This is a genomic window from Isoptericola sp. b408, assembly GCF_030588085.1.
Taxonomy (GTDB): domain Bacteria; phylum Actinomycetota; class Actinomycetes; order Actinomycetales; family Cellulomonadaceae; genus Isoptericola; species Isoptericola sediminis.
The window spans coordinates 674,450-696,054 of the sequence record NZ_JAUQYQ010000001.1 but is presented as its reverse complement, the minus strand read 5'-3'; the positions used below and the strand labels follow the sequence as shown (position 1 = coordinate 696,054).

Genomic DNA, 21,605 nt, shown 5'->3' with positions numbered 1-21,605 from the left:
CGCCGCGACGGTCGCGGCGTGCCGTTCACCATGGCGCACATGTCCGCTCGGCGCCATGCGAGACGAAGGACGGCGGGCCGCCCTCCTTCGGGAGGACGACCCGCCGTCGCGGAGCTGGGGAGCTCAGGCCTGCGGCGTGAGCACGAATCCCGGTCCCTCGGGGGAGGGCTCGGCGTCGAGCTGCAGCGCGTCGAGAGCCGGCGCCGAGCTGGAGTCGACGAAGACGTTGGTCTCGCCGGACTCGTCGACCACCTGGTCCTCGGGCTGGGGCGCGGGGACGAGCGCGAGCTCGAAGTTGCCCGGCTGCTCGGCGGACTGCGCGATACGCAGACCGCCCTCGGCCGGGACGCCGGCCTGCTCGGCCAGCGAGTCGACGGCGGTGCGGGCGTTGTCCGTCACGGTGAGCATGGGAGCTCCTCTCGTCGGGTACGCGACTCGTCCACCGAATCAGGACCACGCGGCGAACGCAACGGTTCGCCGCGATCGCCGGAGAACGTCCCGGCCTGTGAGACTGCAGGTGACAGACCTGCCGGCGGGGCTTATGTTGCCCTCCCGACCGCAATGTGAGACTCCTCGCAGCACGCGGCGGCGCAGCGCCCGCCGGCGCGCGGCGCCAGTAGGCTGGCCACAGCCTCCGGCCGGACGGTCGGCGGCGGGCCTCTAGCTCAATCGGCAGAGCAACGGACTTTTAATCCGTGGGTTCAGGGTTCGATCCCCTGGGGGCCCACCAGGCGCCACGGCGGCCGCGCCGCCGAGGACCGCGGGTCCGTCACTGGCATGATCACCTTCACGAGTCACCGGCAACGGCGGGAGGCCCTGCAGTGTCCGAGGCAGATCACGACGACGCGGAAGCACGTCTCGCTGCGCGGGAGTTCTTCGCCTCAGCGCTCTACATGGCCCTGGTCCTCCTGGCCGCGCTGGTGGCCGTGCCCACCGACCGGCTGCCCTCGGACGAGGCGGTGGCCGGGCTGCTGGTCGGCAGTGCGATCGGCCTGACCCTGGCGCACTGGCTCGCCTTCCGCCTGGCGTCACACCTCACCGAGGGAGGCGGTTTCGCGACGGAGTCCGCCGCCCGGGAGGCCGGCGCCCAGATCGCCGGTGGTGTCGCCGTCGCTGCTGTCGCTGCCCTTCCGTTCCTTCTCCTCGACGGCGCGGCCGCGCTGATCGGCTCGCTCGTGCTGCTGGCCACGCTCCCCGCGGTGACGGGCGTGGCGATCGCGCGGCTTCGAGGGAGGCCCTGGCTCACCAGTCTCGTCACGGGCGCGGTTGCGCTCACGCTTGCTGCCGTCGTCGTCCTGGTCAAGAGCGCCGTGGGGCACTGACCCCGGTCTCGGAAGAACACACCGCCGTGCGGGCGGTCAGACCGACAGGAGGAAGAGAGTCGTCTCGTCGACGGCATAGGCGGTGGAGCGGTCGAGCGCGGCGATCGCCTGCGCCGACGCGATCTCCTCGTGCTCGGTCCACTGCCGGCCGTCGGCGCTGACCCAGGCCGTCCCGTCGACGTCCACACCCCACAGCGAGCCGTCGACCCCGGCGGACACCTGCCGCAGCAGCGGCGCCCCGTCCACCGGGGCGAAGGAGGCCGCTCGGTCCGTGCTGTGCATCAGGCCGTCCGGGGTGGCGGCCCACACCTCGTCACCGACCGCGGCGAGGGACGCGGCCGCCATCCGCGGCCCCTGGTCCCAGGTCGACCCGCCGTCGGTCGAGACGATCAGCCCGGTGACGCCGTCGAAACCGACGAGGTAGTCGTCGGTGACGGCCAGGGCGTGGAAGTCGATCTCGCCGGTCAGGGACACCGGGTCCCAGGTCTCGCCCCCGTCGTCGCTGCGCAGGAGCCCGAGCGGGTTGGGCAGCGGGCTGCCCGGACCGGGGTGGCCGGAGGACACCAGACGTCGGGTGCCGGGCAGCCCGGTCATGCCCATGAGGTCGTCCTGCGGGCCGACGGCGGTCACGCCCCCCTGGTCGTCGATGACGCGCACGCCCTCGTGGGTACCGGCGCGCACGACACCCTCCTCGTCCACGACCAGGCCGTGGACGTGGCTGATCGCCTCGTCGAGCTCCACGGTCCGCACGCGCGGACCGTTCTCCTCGGGTGCCGGGGAGGACGGTGACGGGGAGGACCCGGCCGCGGTGTCCGACGACGGGGAGGACGAGAGCGTCGGTGTCGACGTCCCACCGGTGACGGCATCTCCCCCCTCCTGCTCGGCGGCGCCGCACGAGGACAGGACCAGGGAGAGCACGGCGGCGAGGGCGAGGACGGCGGGGCGGTTCATGGGGGGAGCTCCTCGGGTCGGTGGTGGGATGCGTGCGGGCGGTGACGCCGGGCGCGACACCCGGAGCCGAGGATCGCGGGGCTCGGCACATGACGATCGTGGCCCCGTCAGGAGGAGAGAACGCCGCGAGTTCGATGAAGGTTCCATCAAGGCGGCCTACCGAGGACCGTCCGGACCCCGCCCGGGGTGCCGCCGGGTCCTAGCATCGAGGGGGACGACGAAGGAGAGTGGCGATGGCGGACCGGGTCCGGGCACTGGTCGTCGAGGACGAACGCGCGCTGGCCGACGTGATCGCCGGCTATCTGCGCCGGGAGCAGTTCGACGTTCTCGTCACCCATGACGGCCCGGCCGCGGTCGAGGCGGCCCGCACCCACGCACCGGACCTGATCATGCTGGACATCATGCTGCCGGGATTCGACGGCATCGAGGTCTGCCGCCGGGTGCGCACCTTCAGCGACGCGTACGTCGTGATGCTCACGGCCCGCGACGAGGAGACGGACAAGGTCGTCGGTCTGTCGGTCGGCGCCGACGACTACGTGGTCAAGCCGTTCTCCCCGCGCGAGCTGGTCGCGCGGGTGCAGGCGATGCTGCGCCGACCACGCTCCGCGGCTCCCGACCGGGCGGCCGCGACCCGCGTGCTCGCCCTGGGGGACGTGACGGTCGACCCCGAGTCGAGGCAGGTCACCGTCGACGGCCGGGAGGTCGACCTGACCCGCACCGAGTTCGACCTGCTGGCCACCATGGCGGCACGACCGCGCACGGCGTTCAGCCGCGAGCAGCTGATGGAGGCGGTGTGGGGGCCGGGCTGGTTCGGCGACGAGCACGTCGTCGACGTCCACGTCGGGCATCTGCGCCGGAAGCTCGGTGACGATCCCGCCGTGCCCCGCTACATCCGTACCGTTCGCGGCGTCGGCTACGGGGCGGTCTCGCGGTGAGCACCGCCCGGGCGCGCGGGCCGCGACGCCGGATCCGGGACGGCCTGGCCGTGCGTCTGATGCTGGCGCAGCTCCTGGTGATCACCGCCGGGGCGGTCACGCTGCTGGGGACCGCCTTCCTCGTCGCCCCGGGGCTGTTCTCCGACCACCTCGCCCGCGCCGGAGCCCCGGACGAGGAGACGCTCGGCCATGTCCGGTCCGCGTTCACGGACGCCCTCGGCATCGCCCTGCCGGTCGGAGCCCTGATGGCGCTCGCGGCCGCCGGACTGGTCTCGTGGGTGCTGGTGCGACGTCTGGTCCGCCCGATCGAGCAGCTCGCCGACTCGGCGGACGCCATCGCGACGGGACGCGGCGAAGTGCCGGTCCCCGTCGCGGCGTTCAGCTCCGAGATGCGGCAGCTGTCGGACTCCTTCGAGCAGATGGCGCGGCGGCTGGCCGACGTCGACAGCGGCCGCGCCCGCCTGCTCGCCGACCTCGCCCACGAGCTGCGGACGCCGTTGGCCACGCTCGAGGCCTATCTGCAGGGGATGCAGGACGGTGTCGTCCCGCTGACCGACGAGTCGTGGGACACCGCCCAGCAGCAGGTCGACCGGCTGCGTCGCCTCAGCAGCGACGTGCGCGAGGTCGCGGCCGCCCAGGAGCACGCGCTCGACCTGCGTCGCGAGCCGCTGGACATGGTCGAGTCCGCCGCCTCCGCCGTCGCACTCGTGGAGCCACGAGCAGCGGCCGCCGGCATCACCGTGGCGCTGGTGCCCCCGCAGGTACCGACGGCCGAGGTGCTCGCCGACCGTGACCGGATCGGGCAGGTGCTGGGGAACCTGCTGGACAACGCCGTGCGCCACACGCCGCCCGGCGGGAGGGTCGACGTGGGCGTGACCCGGGGCGACGACCAGGTCACGGTGACCGTGACGGACACCGGGCCGGGCGTCCCCGCCGAACAGCTCGAGGCGATCTTCGAGCGGTTCCACCGCGGTGACCCCTCGCGCACCGCCGACGGGTCGGGCAGCGGGCTCGGCCTCACCATCGCCCGGGCCGTCGTGGTCGAGCTCGGTGGCCAGATCGAGGCGAGCAGCCCGCAGGGCACCGCCGGCGGGGCCCGGTTCACCGTGCGACTGCCGGCGCTCGGTCCTCCGCAGGCGACTTGATCGTTTCTTCACCCGGCGGAGATCGATCCGCCGGGGTGCCGCGACATCCTCGAAGGAGTCGGTACCAGCGGGGGCCGGCCGGACAGCGGAGGGAGGAATCGTGATCGGCATCGCACCGGGCACCCTGGTCGCCGACGACGGCGGGACCGGCTGGGGCCACATGGGAGACGGCTGGGGCATGGGCGGGGCCGGCGGGTGGATGATGCTCGTCTGGGTCGTCGTCTGGGTCGTGGTCCTGGGACTGATCGTCTGGGGCGTGGTCGCCCTGACCCGCAGCGGCCGGCGCGACGACGGCGCGGCACCCCCCACGCCCACCGAGGTCCTGGAGATGCGCTTCGCCCGCGGGGAGATCACCGACGAGGAGTACCGCCGGGCACGGGAGACGCTCGAGGACCGCAGGAACGACGGTCGATAGCGCGGGCGGTCCCCCTGCTCCGGTGCGCCGCGGCCCGCAGGACGTCGGGGCCGCGACGCGTCGATCCGATCCTTCGGTCGCCTTGTCGGTCAGGTCCCCCGTTTCGCCCGAACCCTCCGGGGCGGGACCGGGTGATTTCCGGCCTACCACCGAGGTTCGGGACCTTTGGCACCTTGACGGTCCTCGGGGCCGGGCGAACGATTTCTCGTAGAGGCAGCGACCTTCGAGGGGGAGGGGGCGCATCGCGCGACACCGACGACGGTGTCGCCCAGGGTTCCGGTCACGTTCGCGACGCCACAGCTGCCCTGCGCCCCGAACCTTGATGACGAAGGCACGATCATGGAGCTGAGCAGGCGAGATTTCCTGAGAATTGCCGGTGCCGGCGCCGGCGCCGTGGCGCTGAGCAGCGTCCCGGTGCTCCCGACCGCCGCACCCTCGAGATACGCGGCGTTCGCGGCACCGCTCACCGCCGGGCTGAGCGACCCTGCGCTGCAACCGAAGTTCACCGAGCTGGTGCCGAACGCACTGGATCCGGGATTCCTCTTCAAGGACCTCAACGAGAGAGGCGGGCCGGCCTCGCGGCCGAACTTCAGACTCCGGGCCCGACAGACCGTCCAGCAGACCGGGCTCATCGAACCGAAGAACGGGCGCCGCCTCACGACCCCGGTCTGGGGCTACGGCGACAGCACCGTCTCGTGGCCGGGACAGACCTTCCAGGTCACCAGCGCGTCAGCCGGCGGAGCGGACGAGACGACCGTGCGTTGGGAGAACGAGCTCCCGAACCGGCACCTGCTGCCGGTCGACGAGAACCTGCACTGGGCCTACTCGCTGCACGATGCCGGCTCGGCGAACGGCGTGGACTACCGGCAGTACAGCATCAGGAAGAACGGCGTCCCGATGATCACCCACCTGCACGGGGGCAACACGGACTTCCAGTACGACGGCAACCCGGAGTTCTTCTACGGACGCCAGGGGCTCGTCACCGGGCCGCAGTGGGACTTCGTGGACGGCGGGTTCACCAACACGTTCCGCTACGACAACGCCGTCCCCGCCGGGAACCTCTGGTACCACGACCACACGCTGGGCATCACGCGGCTCAACGTGTACGCGGGTCTGGCCGGCTTCTACTTCGTCCGGGACGAGGTCGACACCGGGACGGCCGACAACCCGCTGGGCCTTCCGGCGTTCCCCTACGAGCTCGCCTACGCGATCCAGGACCGGATGTTCACCGACCGTGGAGCGCTGTTCTACCCGGCCTTCCCCGGCGACCCGTTCTACGCCGAGTTCATCACCGAACAGGGCATCGTCCTGGATCCCGCGCTGTTCCCCGGGGGCGGTCCCACCGCGCTCGCCGAGTTCTTCGGCGACCACATGGTCGTCAACGGCAAGATCTGGCCCAAGGCGGACGTCGAGCCGCGGAACTACCGGATGCACCTGCTCAACGGCTGCGACTCACGCTTCCTCGTCACACAGTTCGTCGCCGTGAACGCCGGGGCGACCGACCCGAGCTCGGGAACGCCCGTGCCGTTCTGGGTGATCGGCTCCGACCAGGGGCTCGGCACACCCGCGCAGACCGACACGCTCGTCATCGAGCCGGGCGGGCGCTACGACGTGGTCGTCGACTTCTCCCAGGTGCCGGCGGGCAGCCGGGTGATCCTGAAGAACCTCGGCGGCGACGCACCCTTCGGCGGAGCCTTCGGGGACGACCTCGATCCCGACGACACCTTCGTGGACCGGCAGACCGACCGGATCATGGCGTTCGACGTCGTCGTCCAGCTGTCGGACGTCCCGGACGACTTCGACCCGAACAACCTGTCCGGCTACGGGGGCGTCGGGCCCGAGGACAGGACACGACGTGTCGCCCTGTTCGAGGGGACCGACGAGTTCGGCCGGCTCCAGCCGCTGCTGGGGACCGTGGCGAACGACATCAGCGGGACCAACGTCGCGACGGCGTACACCTGGTTCCAGCCCCCGACGGAGACCCCGACGGCGGGCGACACGGAGATCTGGGAGGTCTACAACTTCACGGCCGACGCGCACCCGATCCACCTGCACCTCGTCAACTTCGAGATCCTCGACCGGCAGGACTTCGAGTACGACATCACCGGGACCCAGACGACGACCCAGCACAACGGCACCACCGGGGACGCACCGGAGATCTCGAACATCCGCAACCTCACGCCGGCGTCGGTGGGGAGCGAGTACTTCGAGAACGCCCCGAAGGACATGGTCACCGCGTTGCCCGGGGATCCCGACGGTGCTCCGCCGACCGGGCAGATGGTGAGGATCAAGGCCGACTTCACCAAGAGCGGCCGGTACGTCTGGCACTGCCACATCCTGTCGCACGAGGACCACGAGATGATGCGGGTCCTCCAGGTGGGCTGACGTGAGCTCTGGAACGCTCAGGTGGCGCGGAAGAACGCGTTCGCCCGGGCGTTCCAGAGCATCACGATGATCAGGAGGGCGAACAGCCCGGACAGGAGCGCGGACCAGAACCCTGCGTACTCCCCCCAGACGATGACGACCCAGAGGGAGAGCACCACGCGCAGCGCCATCAGCAGGGTGACCAGGAACCGCGAGAAGCGGTTCCCGTTGCCGAGGCCGACCGCGACCAGGGCGACGACGAGGCCCAGGGCGATCTCGACCCAGGCGTAGACGGGGGCGTCGCTCGCGCCGATGCCGGCATCGGCGAGCACCTCGTCGGTGGCGAGCAGCATGAGCACCCCGCCGACGACCGAGGCGATGGCGACCAGCCAGGTCAGCACCACGACGAACGTGACGCTGCCGGGACGGGTGACGGGACCTGGAGCGGACATGGGAACCCTCCCTGGGTCGTGCTGCAGCCGCGGCGCCGCCGGGTGCGCGGTACGGACGCTGACCACGCTAGACAGCGTCCCGTGCGCTCGCGCGGCGGAGCCCCTCGGCCCGGTGCGACGCACGCGGGGTGACGCCGGGGCCGGCACGGCGCAGGATGGTCGTCGTGACCACGCTGCTGCCCGACCACCCGGACCCCGACCGTCCCGTCGTCGTCGCCCACCGCGGCTACTCGGCCGTGGCGCCGCAGAACACGTTCGCCGCCTTCGACGCGGCGTGGCGTGCCGGCGCCCCGGCCCTGGAGCTCGACGTGCGGCTCAGCGCCGACGGCGTCCCCGTCGTCATCCACGACCCGGTCGTCGACCGGGTGACCGACGGTTCCGGCGCCGTCGCCGACCTCGACGTCCACACCCTCCAGGGCCTCGACGCCGGGGGCCCGTTCTCGTCGGCGTTCGCCGGGCAGCGCATCCCGCTCCTGCAGGACGTCCTGGCGTTCCTGGCCGCCCGGCCCGGCATGGACCTCCTGTGCGAGTACAAGGGCCCCTGGACGACGGAGCAGGTCGCCCCGACGACGTCCGCGATCGATGCCGCCGGGCTGGCGGGGCGCTGCATCGTCCAGGGGTTCCACCGCGGGACGGTGGCGGCGCTGCGGGAGGCCGCACCGCACCTGCCCCGTGGGCTGCTCTGCGAGGAGGTGCCGGCCGACCTCCTGGACGCCGCAGCCGAGCTCGACGTCGTGACCGTCAACCCCGCCGTGGCGTCGGTGCTGGCCGATCCGGCGCTCGTCCCACGGGCGCAGGCGGCGGGCCGCCGGGTCATGCCCTGGACCGCCAACTCGTCCCGGGAGTGGGAGCTCCTGCTCGACGCCGGCGTCGACGGCGTGGTGACCGACCGGCCCGGCGAGCTGCGCGGATGGCTCAGCGGGCGGGCGCGGCGCGGGGCGGGCTCGGTCGCCGGCTAGCCGCCGTCACCGCCCTCGACCGGGCCGCCCTCCCCGGAGTCCCGGGACAGCCCGGACCGACGCATCCGGCGGTGCGCCTCGTCGTCGGCGGGGTCGTCGGACTCCGCGGCGGCGGCGTCCTCGGAGGTGCCGTCCGCGGCGACCCGCGGGTCGTCGGGCGTGCCGCTGCTGTCGTCGTCGATCGCGATCTCCCCCGTCAGCCGGCGCTCGGCGTTCTCCTCGCGCTCCTCGATGACGTCCTGCCCCGGACCGTTGAAGGTCCGCGACCGCTCCTCGGCCGACTCGCTGCCGCTGTACAGCCCCGGACGGTCGACGCTGTCGAGCACCATCGTCGCGTCGGCCGCGGCACCTGGCGCCGGCGCCGGCTCCTCCCAGCGACGGTCGCGCAGCCGGCGGAGCAGACCCCGCTCGCGGACGGAGGTCCGGCGGGGCCCGGAGGTCGCCGTGCGACCCGGGACGACGATGAGGCCGTCGTCCTCGTCCTGCTCGGCCCCGGGCGAGAGGGCCGCGGTGTCATCGGGCTCCGGCTGCGTCGTGTCCTCGCTCGGGGCTGCGTTGTCCTCGACGGCCGGCAGCACGTGGTCGGCCTCCTCGAAGCGGGTCCGCGGGATGGCGTACGGAGCCTCGCGCTGCAGCCAGGACACCAAGCCCTCGCGCACGGTGCACCGCAGGTCCCACAGGGTCGGCGAGTCCTGGGCGCTGACCAGGGCACGGACGCGGACGTACCCCGACGTGGCGGAGGTCACCTCGAGGATGCCGAGCCGCTCGTCCCACAGGGACGAGGCGCGCAGGATCCGCTCCAGCTCGGCCCGCATCGCCGCCAGCGGGACGCGGAAGTCGACGTCGAACTCCACGGTGCCGAGCAGGTCGGCGGCCCGCCGCGTCCAGTTCTCGAAAGGCGTCGTCGTGAAGTAGGTGCTGGGCAGGATGATGCGCCGGTCGTCCCACACGTGGACGACGACGTAGGTCAGGGTGATCTCCTCGATCCGGCCGAACTCGCCCTCGAGCACCACGACGTCGTCCACGCGGATCGCGTCGGTGAACGCGATCTGCATACCGGCGAAGGTGTTCGCCAGGCTCGACTGCGCGGCGAGGCCGGCGACCAGCGAGAGCACACCGGCCGAGGCCAGGATCGAGGCACCCGCGGTGCGCATCTGCGGGAACGTGAGCAGCACGGCGGCGATCGCGAACACGACGACGACCGCGACGGTGAACCGCCGCACGATGGAGATCTGGGTCTCCACGCGGCGTTTGTGCCGGTCGTCGTGGCTGCCGGCGAGCCGGGCCAGGGTGCGGTCCTCCACGACGAACGCCATGGCGCCGACCAACCAGGCCCCGGCCAGGATCGCGGTGATGACCAGCGTGTGCTGGACCACGCCGTACCAGGCCTGGTCCCGGTCCGCCGACACGGTGACCGCGACCCACACGGCGACGGTCATGAGCAGCGCGCGCAAGGGCTTGCGGAGCCGGGTCGCCATGTCGCGCAGCAGCGGCCGACGCCGGGCCAGGCGCCGGATCAGCGCCGACACCACGGTCACCAGGAGGTACGCCACCACCAGCGCGGCCCCGGCCCAGGCCAGGGTCACGGTCAGGGAGACCGTCGCCTCGACCGTCTGGTCGACCGTCTCCTCGTCGATTCCTCCGCCATCACCGTCCAGGAACATGAGGATCAGCCTAAGGACGCCAGGCGGATCGTGCGCAGCCGTCGGCGGGTCAGGACGTGGTCGGGGCGAACCGTCGGCGTGGGGGCCGGTGCAGCCAGGTGCGGAGCCGGCCGGTCACCCAGGGCAGCACCCAGAACGACATGATCGGGGTGAGGATCAGCGTCGTGACGAGCACCTGGAGCACCAGCGGCAACCCGTCGAAGGCGGGGACCAGCCAAGCCACCAGAGCGGTGAACGTCAGGTTGACGGGGAAGAACCCGAGCCAGATCGCGATCGACTGCTTCCACCGGGGCGGAGCCGGCAGCAGCGGTGGGCCGGACGGCTCGTCCTGGCGCAGGGGCGGGTCGAACCATCCCTCGATGCCGGTCCGCTTCGTGACGGCGTGCTCGGTGACGAGCCCCTCACCCTCCGCGAGCCAGTTCCGGCGATCGGCGGAGGTCTCCCAGGCCTCGAGACGTTCGGCGTCGGCGAACCGGTAGAGCATGATCCAGTCCGTCGACCCCTCGGCGGCGCGGATCCACCCGGAGCCCAGGAACCCGGGCCACCGGTTGGCGAGCCGGACACCCGCCTGGACCCAGGCGGTCACCTCGGGCACTCGTTCGGGGCTGACGATACGGTGGATCGACACGGTCACGGGTGTGGGCGTCATGCCCGTAGTGTTCGTGGTGCGGTGCCCCGGGGCGAAACCGGGATGCCTGACCGGGACGCTTCCGTTCAGGATGCGGACCACCACCGCCATCGGGTGCGGGATGCGGCTTTCGCCCCCTCTTCACCGACGCGGCGCACTTCGCCCGCGAGACTCTCGACCGATCGTCCCCTCCTCGGCAGAGTGCTGTCACATCGAGGCACCACGATGGTCTGCGGCCCGAAACCCGGACCCCGAGTACTTCCAAGGACATCCCCGTGATCGCACCTCGCTTGACCCTGCCCTGGCGCCGGACCGGCAGCCACGTCGCGCCCCGGCACCGGATCGGCGCGACGCGCAGCCCCCGCACCGCCGTCGGCGGCGCCATGGCCGGCCTGGCCCTGACGGCCGCCGTCGCGACCGCCGTCACCCCCGGCATCGCCGGCGCCGAGACGGGCACCCCCGCGCAGACGCGCGAAGCCCCGAGCACCGCGCCGTCGGACGACCCGACCGCGTCCGTCGTCACCTCCGACGACAGCGCCACCCTCACCGCGACGGCCGCCCTGCACCGGGCCGAGACCGTCGTCCAGCAGACCGAGTCCCTGCCGCGCAAGCAGGAGCGCCGGATCGAGCGCCGCGCGGAGAAGCTGTCCGCGATGCTCGAGACGCGCTCGGAGGCCGGCGCCTCCCGTGCCGCCGAGCGCGCCCCGTTGTCGGCGGCCGACCAGGGCTCGGCGACGACGAAGGCCACCGAGAAGTCGCTGACGACGGCAGCCCAGGAGCTCACGAAGCTGCTGGACCGTGCGCAGACCTCGGCGGTCGACGTCGAGGCGGCCCCGCCGACGCCGCGCGAGGTCGCGAAGGAGCAGGCGACCAAGGCCGAGAAGGCCGCGAAGAAGATCTCCCGGCACGCGGACTCCCTCGACGGGTTCGCCAACGGCAAGATCCCCGGCGGCAAGCTGAAGAACCTCTCCTTCGCCAAGGGCGAGACCCTGCGCGCCGACGCCGCGGCGCAGCTCGAGCGGCTCAACGTCGCCTACCGCGCCAAGTTCGGCCGGAACCTGTCGGTCAACGACTCCTACCGGTCGTACTCCTCGCAGGTCGCCACCCGCGCGAGCAAGGGCTACATGGCGGCCGTGCCGGGCTACTCGAACCACGGCTGGGGCGTGGCCGTCGACCTCGGGGACGGCGTCGAGTCCTTCGGCACCGCCGAGTACACCTGGATGCGCAAGCACGCCCCGGAGTTCGGCTGGGACAACCCCGCGTGGGCCCGGGCCGACGGACGCAAGCCGGAGGCCTGGCACTGGGAGTACAAGCCGATCGGCTGACCGCGGTCAGCCCCAGCCGAGCTCGTGCAGGCGGTCGTCGTCGATCCCGAAGTGGTGGGCGATCTCGTGCACCACGGTGACGGCGACCTCCTCGGCGACCTCGTCCGGCGAGGAGCAGATCGCCAGGGTCGGGTGCCGGTAGATCGTGATGCGGTCCGGCAGCGAGCCGGCGGCCCAGCCCTGGTCCCGTTCGGTGAGCGGCACCCCTTCGTACAGCCCGAGGAGATCGGGGTCGTCCGCCGGGGCGTCGTCCTCGACCAGCACCACGACGTTGTCCATCAGACGGGTCAGCTGTTCCGGGACCTGGTCGAGGCCCTCGGAGACGGCGGCCTCGAACTCCTCGCGCGACATCTCCACCACCGGTCCATCCTCCCCCACGGGCGGAGGCGACCCGGTCGGCGGGTGACCGGTATGCTGTCCCCGGCCGGCCCCCATCGTCTAGCGGCCTAGGACCCCGCCCTTTCACGGCGGTAGCACGGGTTCGAATCCCGTTGGGGGTACTCAGCAGGCGCCCCGGCGTCCGCACGGGTCGGCTGTCGGCGTGGCCTACGCCACGTCCGACACCGGCATCAGGAGTGTTTCTCCTGGTCAGGATCCGATTTTCAGATCCGGGCCAGCATGGGGTACGCTTCTTCTCGGCTCGAAACGAGCACCTCGATCGGGAGATCATCTCGATCATGGCCCTGTAGCGCAGTTGGTTAGCGCGCCGCCCTGTCACGGCGGAGGTCGCGGGTTCAAGTCCCGTCAGGGTCGCGCATGAGCGCCCGGAACGTCGGCAACGGCGCCCGGGCTTTCGTGTCCTGGCTCTGTAGCTCAGTTGGTAGAGCGTTCGACTGAAAATCGAAAGGTCACCGGATCGACGCCGGTCGGAGCCACCCCCAACAAGACCCCCCGGACCTCAGGTCCGGGGGGTCTTGTGTTGCGGCCGTCGAGCACTCGTCCTGGACCGAACGTCCGGCCTGCTTCCGGCCTCGTCGTAGTCGCCCCTCGTACGGCGATCGACCCCCGCCACGACATAGCCTGGTGGACGAGCGTCGCACCGATCCCGACCCCGCCGCACCGGAGGACACCATGTCTGTGCTCGACGAGATTCTCGACGCGAACCGGTCCTACGCCGCCGACTTCGGCGCGCGGTCCGAGCTGGCGCTGCCGCCCGCGCGCGGCTTCGCCATCCTCACCTGCATGGACGCCCGGCTCGATCCTGCGAAGTACGCGGGCCTCGCCGAGGGCGACGCCCACGTCATCCGCAACGCCGGCGGGCGGGCTTCCGACGACGCCATCCGCTCCTTGGTGATCTCGTACAAGCTGCTCGGCACGCGCGAGTTCTTCGTGATCCACCACACGGACTGCGGCATGGAGTTCTTCACCGACGAGGTGATGAGCGGGCTGCTGGCGCAAAGCCTCGAGACCGCCGAGCTCGGGCCCGACGGCTTCCGCGACGTCGGGGAGGGTCCCGGCACGAGCGCCGGCGCAGACGTCGACTGGCTCACGATCTCCGACCAGGCCCAGGCCGTCGTCGACGACGTCGTGCGCATCAGGAACAGCCCGCTCGTACCGGGCCGGATCCCCGTCCACGGGCTCGTGTACGACGTCCGCACCGGCCGACTGGTCGAGATCGAGGCCGCCACCGCAGCCGGTCGCGCCACCGACTGACGACGCGACCCTCAGTCCCGACCGCGCCGTCGGCCTCCGGCCGGCGCACCGGGTCGACGCCGGTCGGAGCCACCCCACCAAGACCCCTCGGACATCGCGTTCGGGGGGGTCCCGTCGTCGTCCCCGGAGGTGCGGCGCGACGACGCGCCGGGCCGTTGGAATTGCCTGGACCGGCCAGGACGGGTTGAGTGGTACCCACGAACGCGTCGAGGAGGGGAACTGTCGATGACGGACTGGGACGACGGGCGGACTCCGCCCGCCGAGCGGCCCCCGAGCGTGGGCCGGCTCGTGGAGAAGATCTCGGAGCAGGCCACCCGCCTGGTGCGGGCCGAGATCGCGCTCGCGAAGGCGGAGGCGGCGGAGAAGGCGAAGCGGTCCGGCATCGGTGCCGGTCTGATCGCCGTGGCGCTCGTCGTGGTGCTCTACGCGGTCGGCGTCCTGATCTGGTCCGCGATCCTCGGTCTCGCCGAGGCCTGGCCCCTGTGGCTGTCCGCCCTGGTGGTCGGTGTGGCGCTCGTGCTGTTCGCCGGACTGCTCGTGGGCATCGGTGCCGCTCAGCTCAAGCAGGCGAGCACCCGGCCCGAGACGATCGACCGGGTCAAGGAGGACGTCAGCACCGTCAAGGAGGGGATGAAGCGGTGAGTCAGCAGTCCACGACCGACCCGGCGATGCAGAACGGCGTGCCGGCACGGAGCCGTGAGGAGCTCCAGGCCGACGTCGTCGACGCCCGCCGCGAGCTGGGTGACGCCCTCGACGCGCTGACCACGCGCCTCTCCCCCGCCCACCAGGCGTCACGGCTGGCGCACGGCACGAGGCAGGCCGCGACGGACGCGCGGGGCCTGTTCGACGGGACCGGTCTGCCCGACGACGCACCCCGGTCGCGCAACGTCAAGATCCTCCTGGGTGCGGCGGCCCTGGGCGCGGCAGCCCTGACCGCCCTCGTCGTCCGGGCGGTCGCTCGACGCTGAGCGACGCCGGCGCGCCGGCCGTCCGGGCTCCCTCGTCGGGCGCCCGCGCGGCTGGTGCGCCCTACTTGTTCTGGTCGCCCGCGCTGTCGGGCGTGCCGCCCGCGTTCGCCGCGGCCTCGGCCTCGGCGGCGTCCGACGCGGCACCGAGCAGCGCCCGGACCTCGGACTCCTTGTAGCGGCGATGGCCACCCAGCGTGCGGATCGACGAGAGCTTGCCGGCCTTGGCCCACCTCGTGACCGTCTTCGGGTCGACACGGAACAGGCTGGCCACCTCGGCGGGCGTCAACAGGACCTCGGAGTCACCGTGGAACGACATCCCCTGCACCTCCTGGCATGCGACCGGTCCGGACGGCGCCCGGACAGCTCGACGGCCGTGTCTTGCCATTGTGGGCAGAAAGTGGGATTGAGGCGACTTGAACCGTCGAGCCCGCCTCGCACCGCTGGTCCGGGCTGTCCGCGACGTCCCCCGTGCCGGACACCTGGCCACACCCCGATCGCCACGTGACATACGTCACGACGCGGCCCCGGCGTGACGTCCACCCAGGACACGACACCATCGGAATGGCGGATCGAGTGGAGGGAATGCCTGAGCACCATGTACCGTTGGAACCTGAACAGACGAAATCTTCTCTCGGGGCCGCGCGTCTGGGACGTCGCCGCCCCGCTCCTACGTTGAGGGGGTCGGAGCCATGGGCCGCGGCCGTCAGAAGGCTAAGCAGACCAAAGTTGCTCGCGCGCTGAAGTACTACAGCCCTGAGACGAATTACCACGCGCTGGAGCAGGAGCTGAAGGCCTCCCAGACCGACGTCGTCACCGACGACCGGTGGGGAAGCGCCGCGGACTCCGCCTACGACAACGACGCGGACTGGGACGACGACCGACGATACTGACGCTCGACGGCACTCGGAGCGTCTCGGACGATGACCGAAGGGCCGGACGGTGAGCACCGTCCGGCCTCTCGTGCACCTGGGGCCGGACGGCGCCGCCGCTCAGCGGTAGTCGCCGACGAGCCGCACCGCGCCCGCCCGGACTCCCTTCGTTCCCGCGACGAGGTCGTCGCCGGCGTCCGCGGGGTCGAGGTCGGCGACCGTGCCCAGGGTCCAGGCGTGCACCCCCCGCTCCTGCAGCAGCCTGAGGGCGGCGTCGGCGCCGTCCGCCGCGACGACCGCCACCATGCCGACACCGAGGTTGAGCGTGTTCTCCAGGTCGCCCCGCGGCACGTCGCCCAGGTCGCGCACCGTGCGGAAGACCGCGGGCACCTCCCAGCTGGACCGGTCGACCGTGGCGACCGTGCCCACCGGCAGCACCCGTGCCAGGTTCGCCGCCAGTCCGCCGCCGGTGACGTGCGTGAAAGCGTGCACCTGCGCGGCCTCGTCGCGGGCGAGCGCCAGGCAGTCGGCGGCGTAGACGCGCGTCGGCTCCAGCAGCTCCTCCCCCAGCGTCCGGCCGAACTCCTCGACGTGCCGGTCCAGCTCCCAGCCGGCGTGCCGGATCACGGCACGCACCAGCGAGTAGCCGTTGGAGTGGACACCGCTGGATGCCATGCCGATCAGCACGTCCCCGGCCCGCACCCGGTCCGGTCCGAGCACGTCGTCGGCCTCGACCACACCGGTGGCCGCGCCCGCCACGTCGTACTCGTCGGCGGCGAGCAGCCCGGGGTGCTCCGCGGTCTCCCCGCCGACCAGGGCGGTCCCGGCGACCTCGCAGGCGCGGGCGATCCCGCGGACGATGTCGGCCACCCGGTCGGGGACGACCTTGCCGGTCGCGATGTAGTCGGTCATGAACAGCGGCTCGGCACCCACCACGACGATGTCGTCGACGACCATGCCCACGAGGTCGAAGCCGATCGTGTCGTGGACGTCCAGGGCCTGGGCGATGGCGACCTTCGTGCCGACGCCGTCCGTCGAGGTCGCCAGCAACGGCTTGCGGTAGCGCGTCAGCGCCGATGCGTCGTACAGACCCGCGAACCCCCCGACACCACCGAGCACCTCGGGCCCCTGGGTCCGGCGGACGGCGTCCTTCATCAGCTCGACGGCCCGGTCACCGGCTTCGGTGTCGACGCCGGCGGCGGCATAGGTGAGGCGTTCGGTCACGTGTTCTTCAGACTCCTGGTCGGACGGTGGCGGGGTCGCCGGGTCACGGGTGCTCGAGCGCCGACTGGCCGCCCACACCGACGGAGAGCTGGGACAGCCCGTCCTCCGGGGCGCCGAGCGGCAGCTCGGACTGCTCGAGCAGGTGCTTGCCGAGCCGGTCCTCCTCGGGCAGCTCGATCGGGTACTCCCCGGTGAAGCACGCCGCGCACAGCCGCGAGGCGGGCTGCTCCGTCGCGGCGATCATGCCCTCGGTCGAGATGTAGCCCAGGGAGTCCGCCCCGAGCGACTGCCCGATCTCGCTCGGCGTCAGGCCGTTGGCGATGAGCTCGGCACGGGAGGCGAAGTCGATGCCGTAGAAGCACGGCCACTTCACCGGCGGGGACGAGATCCGCACGTGCACCTCGGCGGCACCGGCCTCACGGAGCATCCGGATCAGCGCGCGCTGGGTGTTCCCCCGCACGATCGAGTCGTCGACGACGACGAGGCGCTTGCCGCGGATGACCTCCCGCAGCGGGTTGAGCTTCAGGCGGATGCCGAGCTGGCGCAGGGTGTCCGACGGCTGGATGAAGGTCCGGCCGACGTAGGCGTTCTTCGTCAGCCCCTGACCGAACGGGATCCCGGACTCGGCCGCGTACCCCGTCGCGGCGGGAGTGCCCGACTCGGGCACGGGCATGACCAGGTCGGCGTCCACGGGGTGCTCGCGCGCGAGCACGCGTCCCATCTCGACCCGGGCGGCGTGCACCGGTCGGCCCTGGATGGTGTTGTCCGGGCGGGCCAGGTACACGTACTCGAACACGCAGCCGGCGCGCTCGACCGGGGCGAACCGGGTGGACCGCAGACCGTCGTCGTCGATGCAGATCAGCTCGCCGGGCTCGACCTCCCGCACGAAGGAGGCGCCCACGATGTCCAGGGCGGGGGTCTCGGAGGCGACCACCCAGCCCCGCTGCGTGCGGCCCAGCACGAGCGGCCGGACGCCCTGCGGGTCGCGGGCCGCGTAGAGGGCGTGCTCGTCCATGAACACCAGCGAGAAGGCGCCCCGCAGCCGCGGCAGCACCTCGAGCGCCGTCTGCTCCAGGGTGTGGTCCTCGTCGCCGGCCAGGAGCGCCGTGATGAGCGCGGTGTCGGTCGTGTTGCCGCGGGCCAGCTCGCCCCGGCGCTGGGCGCCGTACCGCTCGGCCACGAGGTCGACCAGCTCGGCGGTGTTGGTCAGGTTGCCGTTGTGCCCGAGGGCGACGGTCCCGGCCGCGGTCGCGCCGAGGGTCGGCTGCGCGTTCTCCCAGGTGACGCCGCCCGTGGTCGAGTACCGGCAGTGGCCGACGGCGATGTGCCCGGCCAGCGCGTTGAGCGCGGTCTCGTCGAAGACCTGGGAGACCAGGCCCATGTCCTTGTAGACCAGGATCTGCTCACCGTTGCTGGTGGCGATCCCGGCGGACTCCTGCCCCCGGTGCTGCAGGGCGTACAGGCCGAAGTAGGTGAGCTTCGCGACCTCTTCACCGGGGGCCCAGACACCGAAGACCCCGCAGGCGTCCTGCGGGCCCTTCTCGCCGGGCAAGAGGTCGTGGTTCAGGCGGCCGTCGGGGCGCAAGGGCATGTGTCGAGTATCCCACACACGTGTCCGGGGATCGCCGCCGCGGTCGTCCCCCGGGACGGCCGCGGCCCGACCGTCAGCGACGTCGCAGGCTGCGCCGGTCGGCGAGCACCGCGAGACCCCCCGCGAGGAGCACGAAGAGGGTCGTCGTGCCCAGCGTGAAGACGGAGACGAAGACGCCCGGCTTGAGCAGGAGGATCTCCTCGTCGACCGCGACGCTCGTGAGCCAGGTGCCGGCGACGACGCCGACCACGAGGCCCACGATCGCGCCGACGGTGAAGAACGCGCGGTAGCGCGGAGCCCGGCGGACCCGGGTGGGGTCGACGAGCAGGTGGTCCTCCGCGTCGTCGTCGGCGACGGCGCCGCCGGACGTCACGCCCTGGTCCGGCCGGGTCTCCTCGACGGCGTCGGGGGTGTCGGCGGGCTGCTCGGGAGAGGTGCTGCTCACCCGACGAGCCTATCGCCCCCGACGACAGCACCCGGTGGCGAACCCGGCGGCCCGGGCGGGCGCGTCGTGAGGGACGCGCCCGCCCGGGCCGCCGGTCGGCTCACCGGCAGGTCAGCCGCCGTGGGTGCCGCGCGCCTCGGCGACACGGTCCTCGGCCCAGGCCGGGGCACCCGGCACCAGGTCCAGCCCCACCAGCAGCGGGTCGTGGTCGGAGGACCGGAACGGCGACTCGTCGTACAGGATGGTCACGTTGTTGTTGTACCGGCTGTACTCGTTCGCGACCGGCTCGTACGCGTTGATGTTCCAGATGTCCGCACCGGCGAGGTCCTCGAGGGCCCCCTCCGAGGCGAGCACGTGGTCCAGCGACCCGACCTGACCGTCGTAGTTGTACGTGTACTTGCCGGTCGTCGGCCCGAGGTCCGTGTAGCCGGCGTCGGCGAGGACCATGATCGGGTCCTCCTGCTCGTAGGCGTTGAAGTCACCCACGAGCAGCACGCGGTCGGTCCGGGCGTCGGACGCGACCTCGTCGGCGAAGTCCACCAACGCCGTCGCCTGCCGCACGCGGGACTCGTTGTTGCGTCCCTGCCCGTCGCCGGCGTCGACGTCACCCGGCCACGGACCGAGCGACCCCTTGGACTTGAAGTGGTTCGTGATGACCACGACGTCGTCCACCGGGGCCTTGTCCTTGCCGCCCGCGGGCTGGAAGACCTGCGCCAGCGGCTCGCGGGCGTTCTGGAACGCCTCGGGGGCGTCGGTGAGGATCCGCGACGCGCCCACCGGCTCGGCACCGGCCGTGCGGTAGATGAACGCGTTGCGGATGACGTCCTCGTCCGCGGGCAGCTCGGCCGGCGAGGGGACGAACGCCCAGGTGCCGGCGCCGTCGGCCGCGTTGAGCGCGTCGACCAGGTCGGACAGGGCCTGGTCGCGGTCCTTGCCGAAGGCGGCCGAGTTCTCGACCTCCTCGAGCGCCACGACGTCGGCACCGAGGCCGCTGATCGCCGCGACGATCTTGGTCTCCTGGCGCTCGAGGTTCTCGGCGTCGGCGGCCCCGCGGGCCAGGCAGCCGGACCGCACGGTGATCGGGTTGCCCTCACGGTCCGTGTAGAAGGAGCAGCCGTCGAGCTGGTCGCCGGTGGTCGTGAAGTAGTTGAGCACGTTGAACGTCGCGACCTGCAGGTCACCGCCCACGTCCTGCGGCGAGGACTCGCGGGTGTTCTCGAACGTCGCCGGCTGGACGCCCGCGGCGTCGTCACCGGTGAGCTGCTGCTGCGGCTGGAAGGACCAGGTGCTGTAGCGGTAGTCGAGCACGACGGGCTCGGTGAACGTCACGGACGCTCCCACCCGCACCGGGTCGGTGCCGTTCAGCCACGGCAGCGGGACGTCGGTCCGCGAGTCGCGGCTGTAGTCCCACGAGGAACCGTCGTCGAGCAGGACGGCCCGGGCGGCGTTGTCGGCGGCCTGCTCGGCCGCCGCGTCCGACCCCGGTCGGCCGGCGGTGGTGGGCTGCACCAGCGGGCCGTCGCCCGCGGCCAGGCCGACCGTGCCGTAGCGGTTGGTCGGGTAGGTGTCGGTCACCGTGAAGTCGCCGGACGGCGCGAGGAGCATGTTCTCCAGCGCCTCACGCTCCTCCTCGGTGGCGGGCCACCCCGTGACCGTCGGCTCGACGGGCTCGGCCGGCTCGTCGAGGACGGTCCAGGACTCCGCGGAGACCTCGGTCAGGCCGTAGTACTCGGTGGCCTCACCGGTCACCTCGACGTGGTCGCCCACGGCGACCTCCTGGGCACCCGCCCAGGTGTAGACGAACACCGCGTCCGAGGCGCCCGGCGTCTCGTCGTCGGCGGGGTCGCCGCCCGTGCCGGCCGTCTGCAGCATGAACCCGTTGAAGCCGCCGGTCGGGTAGGCCGCCGTGACGACGCCGCGCGTGGTCACGTCCTGGCCGTCGAGCGGGGACGAGTCCCCCGTGCCCTGGATCTCGGCGATCGGCACGAGCTCGGGCTCCGGCTCGGGCTCCGGGTCGGTGCCCGGCGTCGTCCCGCTGTTCTGCGGGGTGGGCTCACCGGTCACGAAGTCCGCCGCGTTGTCCACGGTGTTCTCGTGCTCGACGCGGGCGACGGAGACGGCGTTGCTCGTCCCCGGCGCGGGGCCCGAGCCGAGGAACGTGTTCGCCGAGCCCCAGCCGACCAGGTCGACGAGGTCGGTGACCTCGGCACAGGCGCTGCCGGTGCAGTCGAGGCGGTCGGTGGAGCGGACCAGGGCCACCTCGGCGCCGGAGCCGGACATGAAGATGCTGCCCTCGACGTCCGGGGTGGGCAGGTCCGGCTGCGAGTCGTCGTTGCCGGGCGCCTGGGCCACGAGGAAGGACCCACCGGCCGGGATCTCACCGGTGAGGTCCGTCTGGGAGGACCAGGTGGTGCCCCCGGCGGAGCCGTACTGCACGGACCAGCCGTCCAGCGAGACGGGCTCGTCACCGGGGTTGTACAGCTCGACGAAGTCGCGGTCGTAGGCGCCGCCGTTGTTGCCGCCGCCGCCGTAGACCTCGTCGATGAGGACGGGCGCGTCCACGGACGGCTCGGCGGCCGCGGGGAGCGCGGCGACGGACGGGACGGCGAGGGTGGCCGCCAGCACCGCGGCGTACCCGGTACGGCGCGAGGGTCTGGCAGATGAGGTGCGGGTCACGCTGATCCTCCAGGGCAGG

The 21,605-nt window shown here is 72.3% G+C and carries 22 protein-coding genes and 4 tRNA genes; 15 read left to right on the top strand and 11 right to left on the bottom strand.

Annotation, left to right across the window (positions count from 1 at the left end; genetic code table 11):
• Positions 1-123 precede the first annotated feature (123 nt).
• Positions 124-408, bottom strand: a complete 285-nt coding sequence (locus tag Q6347_RS03195) for a Fe-S cluster assembly protein HesB (RefSeq protein ID WP_304602690.1) — start codon at positions 406-408, stop codon at positions 124-126.
• A gap of 246 nt (positions 409-654) precedes the next feature.
• Here Q6347_RS03195 and Q6347_RS03190 point away from each other — a divergent pair.
• Both Q6347_RS03190 and Q6347_RS03185 read left to right on the top strand, forming a co-directional pair.
• A tRNA-Lys gene (locus Q6347_RS03190) sits at positions 655-730 on the top strand.
• 91 nt (positions 731-821) lie between these two features.
• Positions 822-1,322, top strand: coding sequence for a hypothetical protein (locus Q6347_RS03185; RefSeq protein ID WP_304606665.1), 501 nt, complete (start codon positions 822-824; stop codon positions 1,320-1,322).
• Between the two features lie 36 nt (positions 1,323-1,358).
• Here Q6347_RS03185 and Q6347_RS03180 read toward each other — a convergent pair whose 3' ends face one another.
• The gene (locus Q6347_RS03180; protein WP_304606663.1) at positions 1,359-2,273 is read right to left on the bottom strand and encodes a F510_1955 family glycosylhydrolase; all 915 of its coding nucleotides are present in this window, start codon (positions 2,271-2,273) and stop codon (positions 1,359-1,361) included.
• 233 nt (positions 2,274-2,506) lie between these two features.
• Here Q6347_RS03180 and Q6347_RS03175 point away from each other — a divergent pair, with 233 nt between their 5' ends.
• The 4 genes from Q6347_RS03175 to Q6347_RS03160 all read left to right on the top strand — a co-directional run bounded on the left by Q6347_RS03175 (position 2,507) and on the right by Q6347_RS03160 (position 7,153).
• The gene (locus Q6347_RS03175; RefSeq protein ID WP_304602693.1) at positions 2,507-3,208 is read left to right on the top strand and encodes a response regulator transcription factor; all 702 of its coding nucleotides are present in this window, start codon (positions 2,507-2,509) and stop codon (positions 3,206-3,208) included.
• Complete coding sequence (locus Q6347_RS03170; RefSeq protein ID WP_304606662.1) at positions 3,205-4,353, top strand: cell wall metabolism sensor histidine kinase WalK; 1,149 nt, start codon at positions 3,205-3,207, stop codon at positions 4,351-4,353. Before Q6347_RS03175 ends, Q6347_RS03170 begins: the two co-directional genes overlap by 4 nt.
• A gap of 100 nt (positions 4,354-4,453) precedes the next feature.
• Positions 4,454-4,768, top strand: coding sequence for an SHOCT domain-containing protein (locus tag Q6347_RS03165; RefSeq protein WP_304602695.1), 315 nt, complete (start codon positions 4,454-4,456; stop codon positions 4,766-4,768).
• Positions 4,769-5,107: 339 nt separating this feature from the next.
• Positions 5,108-7,153 carry a multicopper oxidase family protein gene (locus tag Q6347_RS03160; RefSeq protein WP_304602696.1) on the top strand — a complete coding sequence of 682 codons (2,046 nt, stop codon included), beginning with the start codon at positions 5,108-5,110 and terminating at the stop codon, positions 7,151-7,153.
• A gap of 17 nt (positions 7,154-7,170) precedes the next feature.
• Here Q6347_RS03160 and Q6347_RS03155 read toward each other — a convergent pair whose 3' ends face one another.
• Complete coding sequence (locus tag Q6347_RS03155) at positions 7,171-7,584, bottom strand: hypothetical protein (RefSeq protein ID WP_171246537.1); 414 nt, start codon at positions 7,582-7,584, stop codon at positions 7,171-7,173.
• A gap of 164 nt (positions 7,585-7,748) precedes the next feature.
• On the opposite strand from Q6347_RS03155, the gene Q6347_RS03150 reads away from it, so the two are divergent.
• Positions 7,749-8,543, top strand: a complete 795-nt coding sequence (locus Q6347_RS03150) for a glycerophosphodiester phosphodiesterase family protein (protein WP_304606661.1) — start codon at positions 7,749-7,751, stop codon at positions 8,541-8,543.
• Here the strand turns inward: Q6347_RS03150 and Q6347_RS03145 are convergent.
• Both Q6347_RS03145 and Q6347_RS03140 read right to left on the bottom strand, forming a co-directional pair.
• Complete coding sequence (locus Q6347_RS03145; protein ID WP_304606660.1) at positions 8,540-10,207, bottom strand: mechanosensitive ion channel family protein; 1,668 nt, start codon at positions 10,205-10,207, stop codon at positions 8,540-8,542. The genes Q6347_RS03150 and Q6347_RS03145 overlap by 4 nt on opposite strands.
• A gap of 49 nt (positions 10,208-10,256) precedes the next feature.
• Positions 10,257-10,856 (bottom strand): antibiotic biosynthesis monooxygenase, encoded by a 600-nt coding sequence (locus Q6347_RS03140; RefSeq protein WP_304602700.1) that lies wholly within the window; start codon positions 10,854-10,856, stop codon positions 10,257-10,259.
• A gap of 254 nt (positions 10,857-11,110) precedes the next feature.
• Here Q6347_RS03140 and Q6347_RS03135 point away from each other — a divergent pair, with 254 nt between their 5' ends.
• A complete protein-coding gene (locus tag Q6347_RS03135; RefSeq protein ID WP_304606659.1) occupies positions 11,111-12,160 on the top strand; it encodes a M15 family metallopeptidase in 1,050 nt (349 codons plus the stop codon).
• A gap of 6 nt (positions 12,161-12,166) precedes the next feature.
• On the opposite strand, the gene Q6347_RS03130 is transcribed toward Q6347_RS03135, so the two are convergent.
• Complete coding sequence (locus tag Q6347_RS03130; RefSeq protein ID WP_304603087.1) at positions 12,167-12,511, bottom strand: metallopeptidase family protein; 345 nt, start codon at positions 12,509-12,511, stop codon at positions 12,167-12,169.
• Between the two features lie 76 nt (positions 12,512-12,587).
• Here Q6347_RS03130 and Q6347_RS03125 point away from each other — a divergent pair.
• From Q6347_RS03125 to Q6347_RS03100, 6 genes are all read left to right on the top strand, one after another.
• Positions 12,588-12,660 (top strand) — tRNA-Glu (locus tag Q6347_RS03125).
• Between the two features lie 179 nt (positions 12,661-12,839).
• Positions 12,840-12,913: transfer RNA gene (locus Q6347_RS03120), tRNA-Asp, on the top strand.
• A gap of 49 nt (positions 12,914-12,962) precedes the next feature.
• Positions 12,963-13,035: transfer RNA gene (locus Q6347_RS03115), tRNA-Phe, on the top strand.
• A gap of 196 nt (positions 13,036-13,231) precedes the next feature.
• Positions 13,232-13,813: a carbonic anhydrase gene (locus tag Q6347_RS03110; RefSeq protein WP_304602702.1), complete on the top strand. Its 582-nt coding sequence runs from the start codon at positions 13,232-13,234 to the stop codon at positions 13,811-13,813.
• 225 nt (positions 13,814-14,038) lie between these two features.
• On the top strand, positions 14,039-14,455 hold the full coding sequence (locus tag Q6347_RS03105) for a phage holin family protein (protein ID WP_171246541.1): 417 nt from the start codon (positions 14,039-14,041) through the stop codon (positions 14,453-14,455).
• Positions 14,452-14,781, top strand: coding sequence for a DUF3618 domain-containing protein (locus Q6347_RS03100; RefSeq protein ID WP_304602703.1), 330 nt, complete (start codon positions 14,452-14,454; stop codon positions 14,779-14,781). The genes Q6347_RS03105 and Q6347_RS03100 overlap by 4 nt, the downstream gene beginning before the upstream one ends.
• A 61-nt stretch (positions 14,782-14,842) precedes the next feature.
• Here Q6347_RS03100 and Q6347_RS03095 read toward each other — a convergent pair whose 3' ends face one another.
• Positions 14,843-15,097: a BldC family transcriptional regulator gene (locus Q6347_RS03095; protein WP_171246542.1), complete on the bottom strand. Its 255-nt coding sequence runs from the start codon at positions 15,095-15,097 to the stop codon at positions 14,843-14,845.
• 373 nt (positions 15,098-15,470) lie between these two features.
• Between Q6347_RS03095 and Q6347_RS03090 the strand changes: the two genes are divergently transcribed.
• The gene (locus tag Q6347_RS03090) at positions 15,471-15,671 is read left to right on the top strand and encodes a DUF3073 domain-containing protein (protein WP_304602704.1); all 201 of its coding nucleotides are present in this window, start codon (positions 15,471-15,473) and stop codon (positions 15,669-15,671) included.
• A 99-nt stretch (positions 15,672-15,770) separates the two neighbouring features.
• On the opposite strand, the gene purM is transcribed toward Q6347_RS03090, so the two are convergent.
• From purM to Q6347_RS03070, 4 genes are all read right to left on the bottom strand, one after another.
• Positions 15,771-16,874, bottom strand: coding sequence for a phosphoribosylformylglycinamidine cyclo-ligase (gene purM / locus Q6347_RS03085; protein ID WP_304602705.1), 1,104 nt, complete (start codon positions 16,872-16,874; stop codon positions 15,771-15,773).
• Positions 16,875-16,917: 43 nt separating this feature from the next.
• On the bottom strand, positions 16,918-18,465 hold the full coding sequence (purF, locus tag Q6347_RS03080) for an amidophosphoribosyltransferase (protein ID WP_171246545.1): 1,548 nt from the start codon (positions 18,463-18,465) through the stop codon (positions 16,918-16,920).
• A 73-nt stretch (positions 18,466-18,538) separates the two neighbouring features.
• The gene (locus tag Q6347_RS03075; protein ID WP_171246546.1) at positions 18,539-18,910 is read right to left on the bottom strand and encodes a hypothetical protein; all 372 of its coding nucleotides are present in this window, start codon (positions 18,908-18,910) and stop codon (positions 18,539-18,541) included.
• A gap of 111 nt (positions 18,911-19,021) precedes the next feature.
• Positions 19,022-21,586: an ExeM/NucH family extracellular endonuclease gene (locus Q6347_RS03070; protein ID WP_304606658.1), complete on the bottom strand. Its 2,565-nt coding sequence runs from the start codon at positions 21,584-21,586 to the stop codon at positions 19,022-19,024.
• Positions 21,587-21,605 lie beyond the last annotated feature (19 nt).

Bases quoted from the DNA above. Each gene is read 5' to 3' on its own strand.
- Q6347_RS03160 (WP_304602696.1), top strand. From the start codon at position 5,108: ATGGAGCTGAGCAGGCGAGATTTCCTGAGAATTGCCGGTGCCGGCGCC.
- Q6347_RS03095 (WP_171246542.1), bottom strand. From the start codon at position 15,097: ATGTCGTTCCACGGTGACTCCGAGGTCCTGTTGACGCCCGCCGAGGTG.
- purF (WP_171246545.1), bottom strand. From the start codon at position 18,465: ATGCCCTTGCGCCCCGACGGCCGCCTGAACCACGACCTCTTGCCCGGC.
- Q6347_RS03145 (WP_304606660.1), bottom strand. From the start codon at position 10,207: ATGTTCCTGGACGGTGATGGCGGAGGAATCGACGAGGAGACGGTCGAC.
- Q6347_RS03090 (WP_304602704.1), top strand. From the start codon at position 15,471: ATGGGCCGCGGCCGTCAGAAGGCTAAGCAGACCAAAGTTGCTCGCGCG.
- Q6347_RS03130 (WP_304603087.1), bottom strand. From the start codon at position 12,511: ATGTCGCGCGAGGAGTTCGAGGCCGCCGTCTCCGAGGGCCTCGACCAG.
- Q6347_RS03175 (WP_304602693.1), top strand. From the start codon at position 2,507: ATGGCGGACCGGGTCCGGGCACTGGTCGTCGAGGACGAACGCGCGCTG.
- Q6347_RS03180 (WP_304606663.1), bottom strand. From the start codon at position 2,273: ATGAACCGCCCCGCCGTCCTCGCCCTCGCCGCCGTGCTCTCCCTGGTC.
- Q6347_RS03105 (WP_171246541.1), top strand. From the start codon at position 14,039: ATGACGGACTGGGACGACGGGCGGACTCCGCCCGCCGAGCGGCCCCCG.
- Q6347_RS03110 (WP_304602702.1), top strand. From the start codon at position 13,232: ATGTCTGTGCTCGACGAGATTCTCGACGCGAACCGGTCCTACGCCGCC.
- Q6347_RS03195 (WP_304602690.1), bottom strand. From the start codon at position 408: ATGCTCACCGTGACGGACAACGCCCGCACCGCCGTCGACTCGCTGGCC.
- Q6347_RS03155 (WP_171246537.1), bottom strand. From the start codon at position 7,584: ATGTCCGCTCCAGGTCCCGTCACCCGTCCCGGCAGCGTCACGTTCGTC.
- Q6347_RS03140 (WP_304602700.1), bottom strand. From the start codon at position 10,856: ATGACGCCCACACCCGTGACCGTGTCGATCCACCGTATCGTCAGCCCC.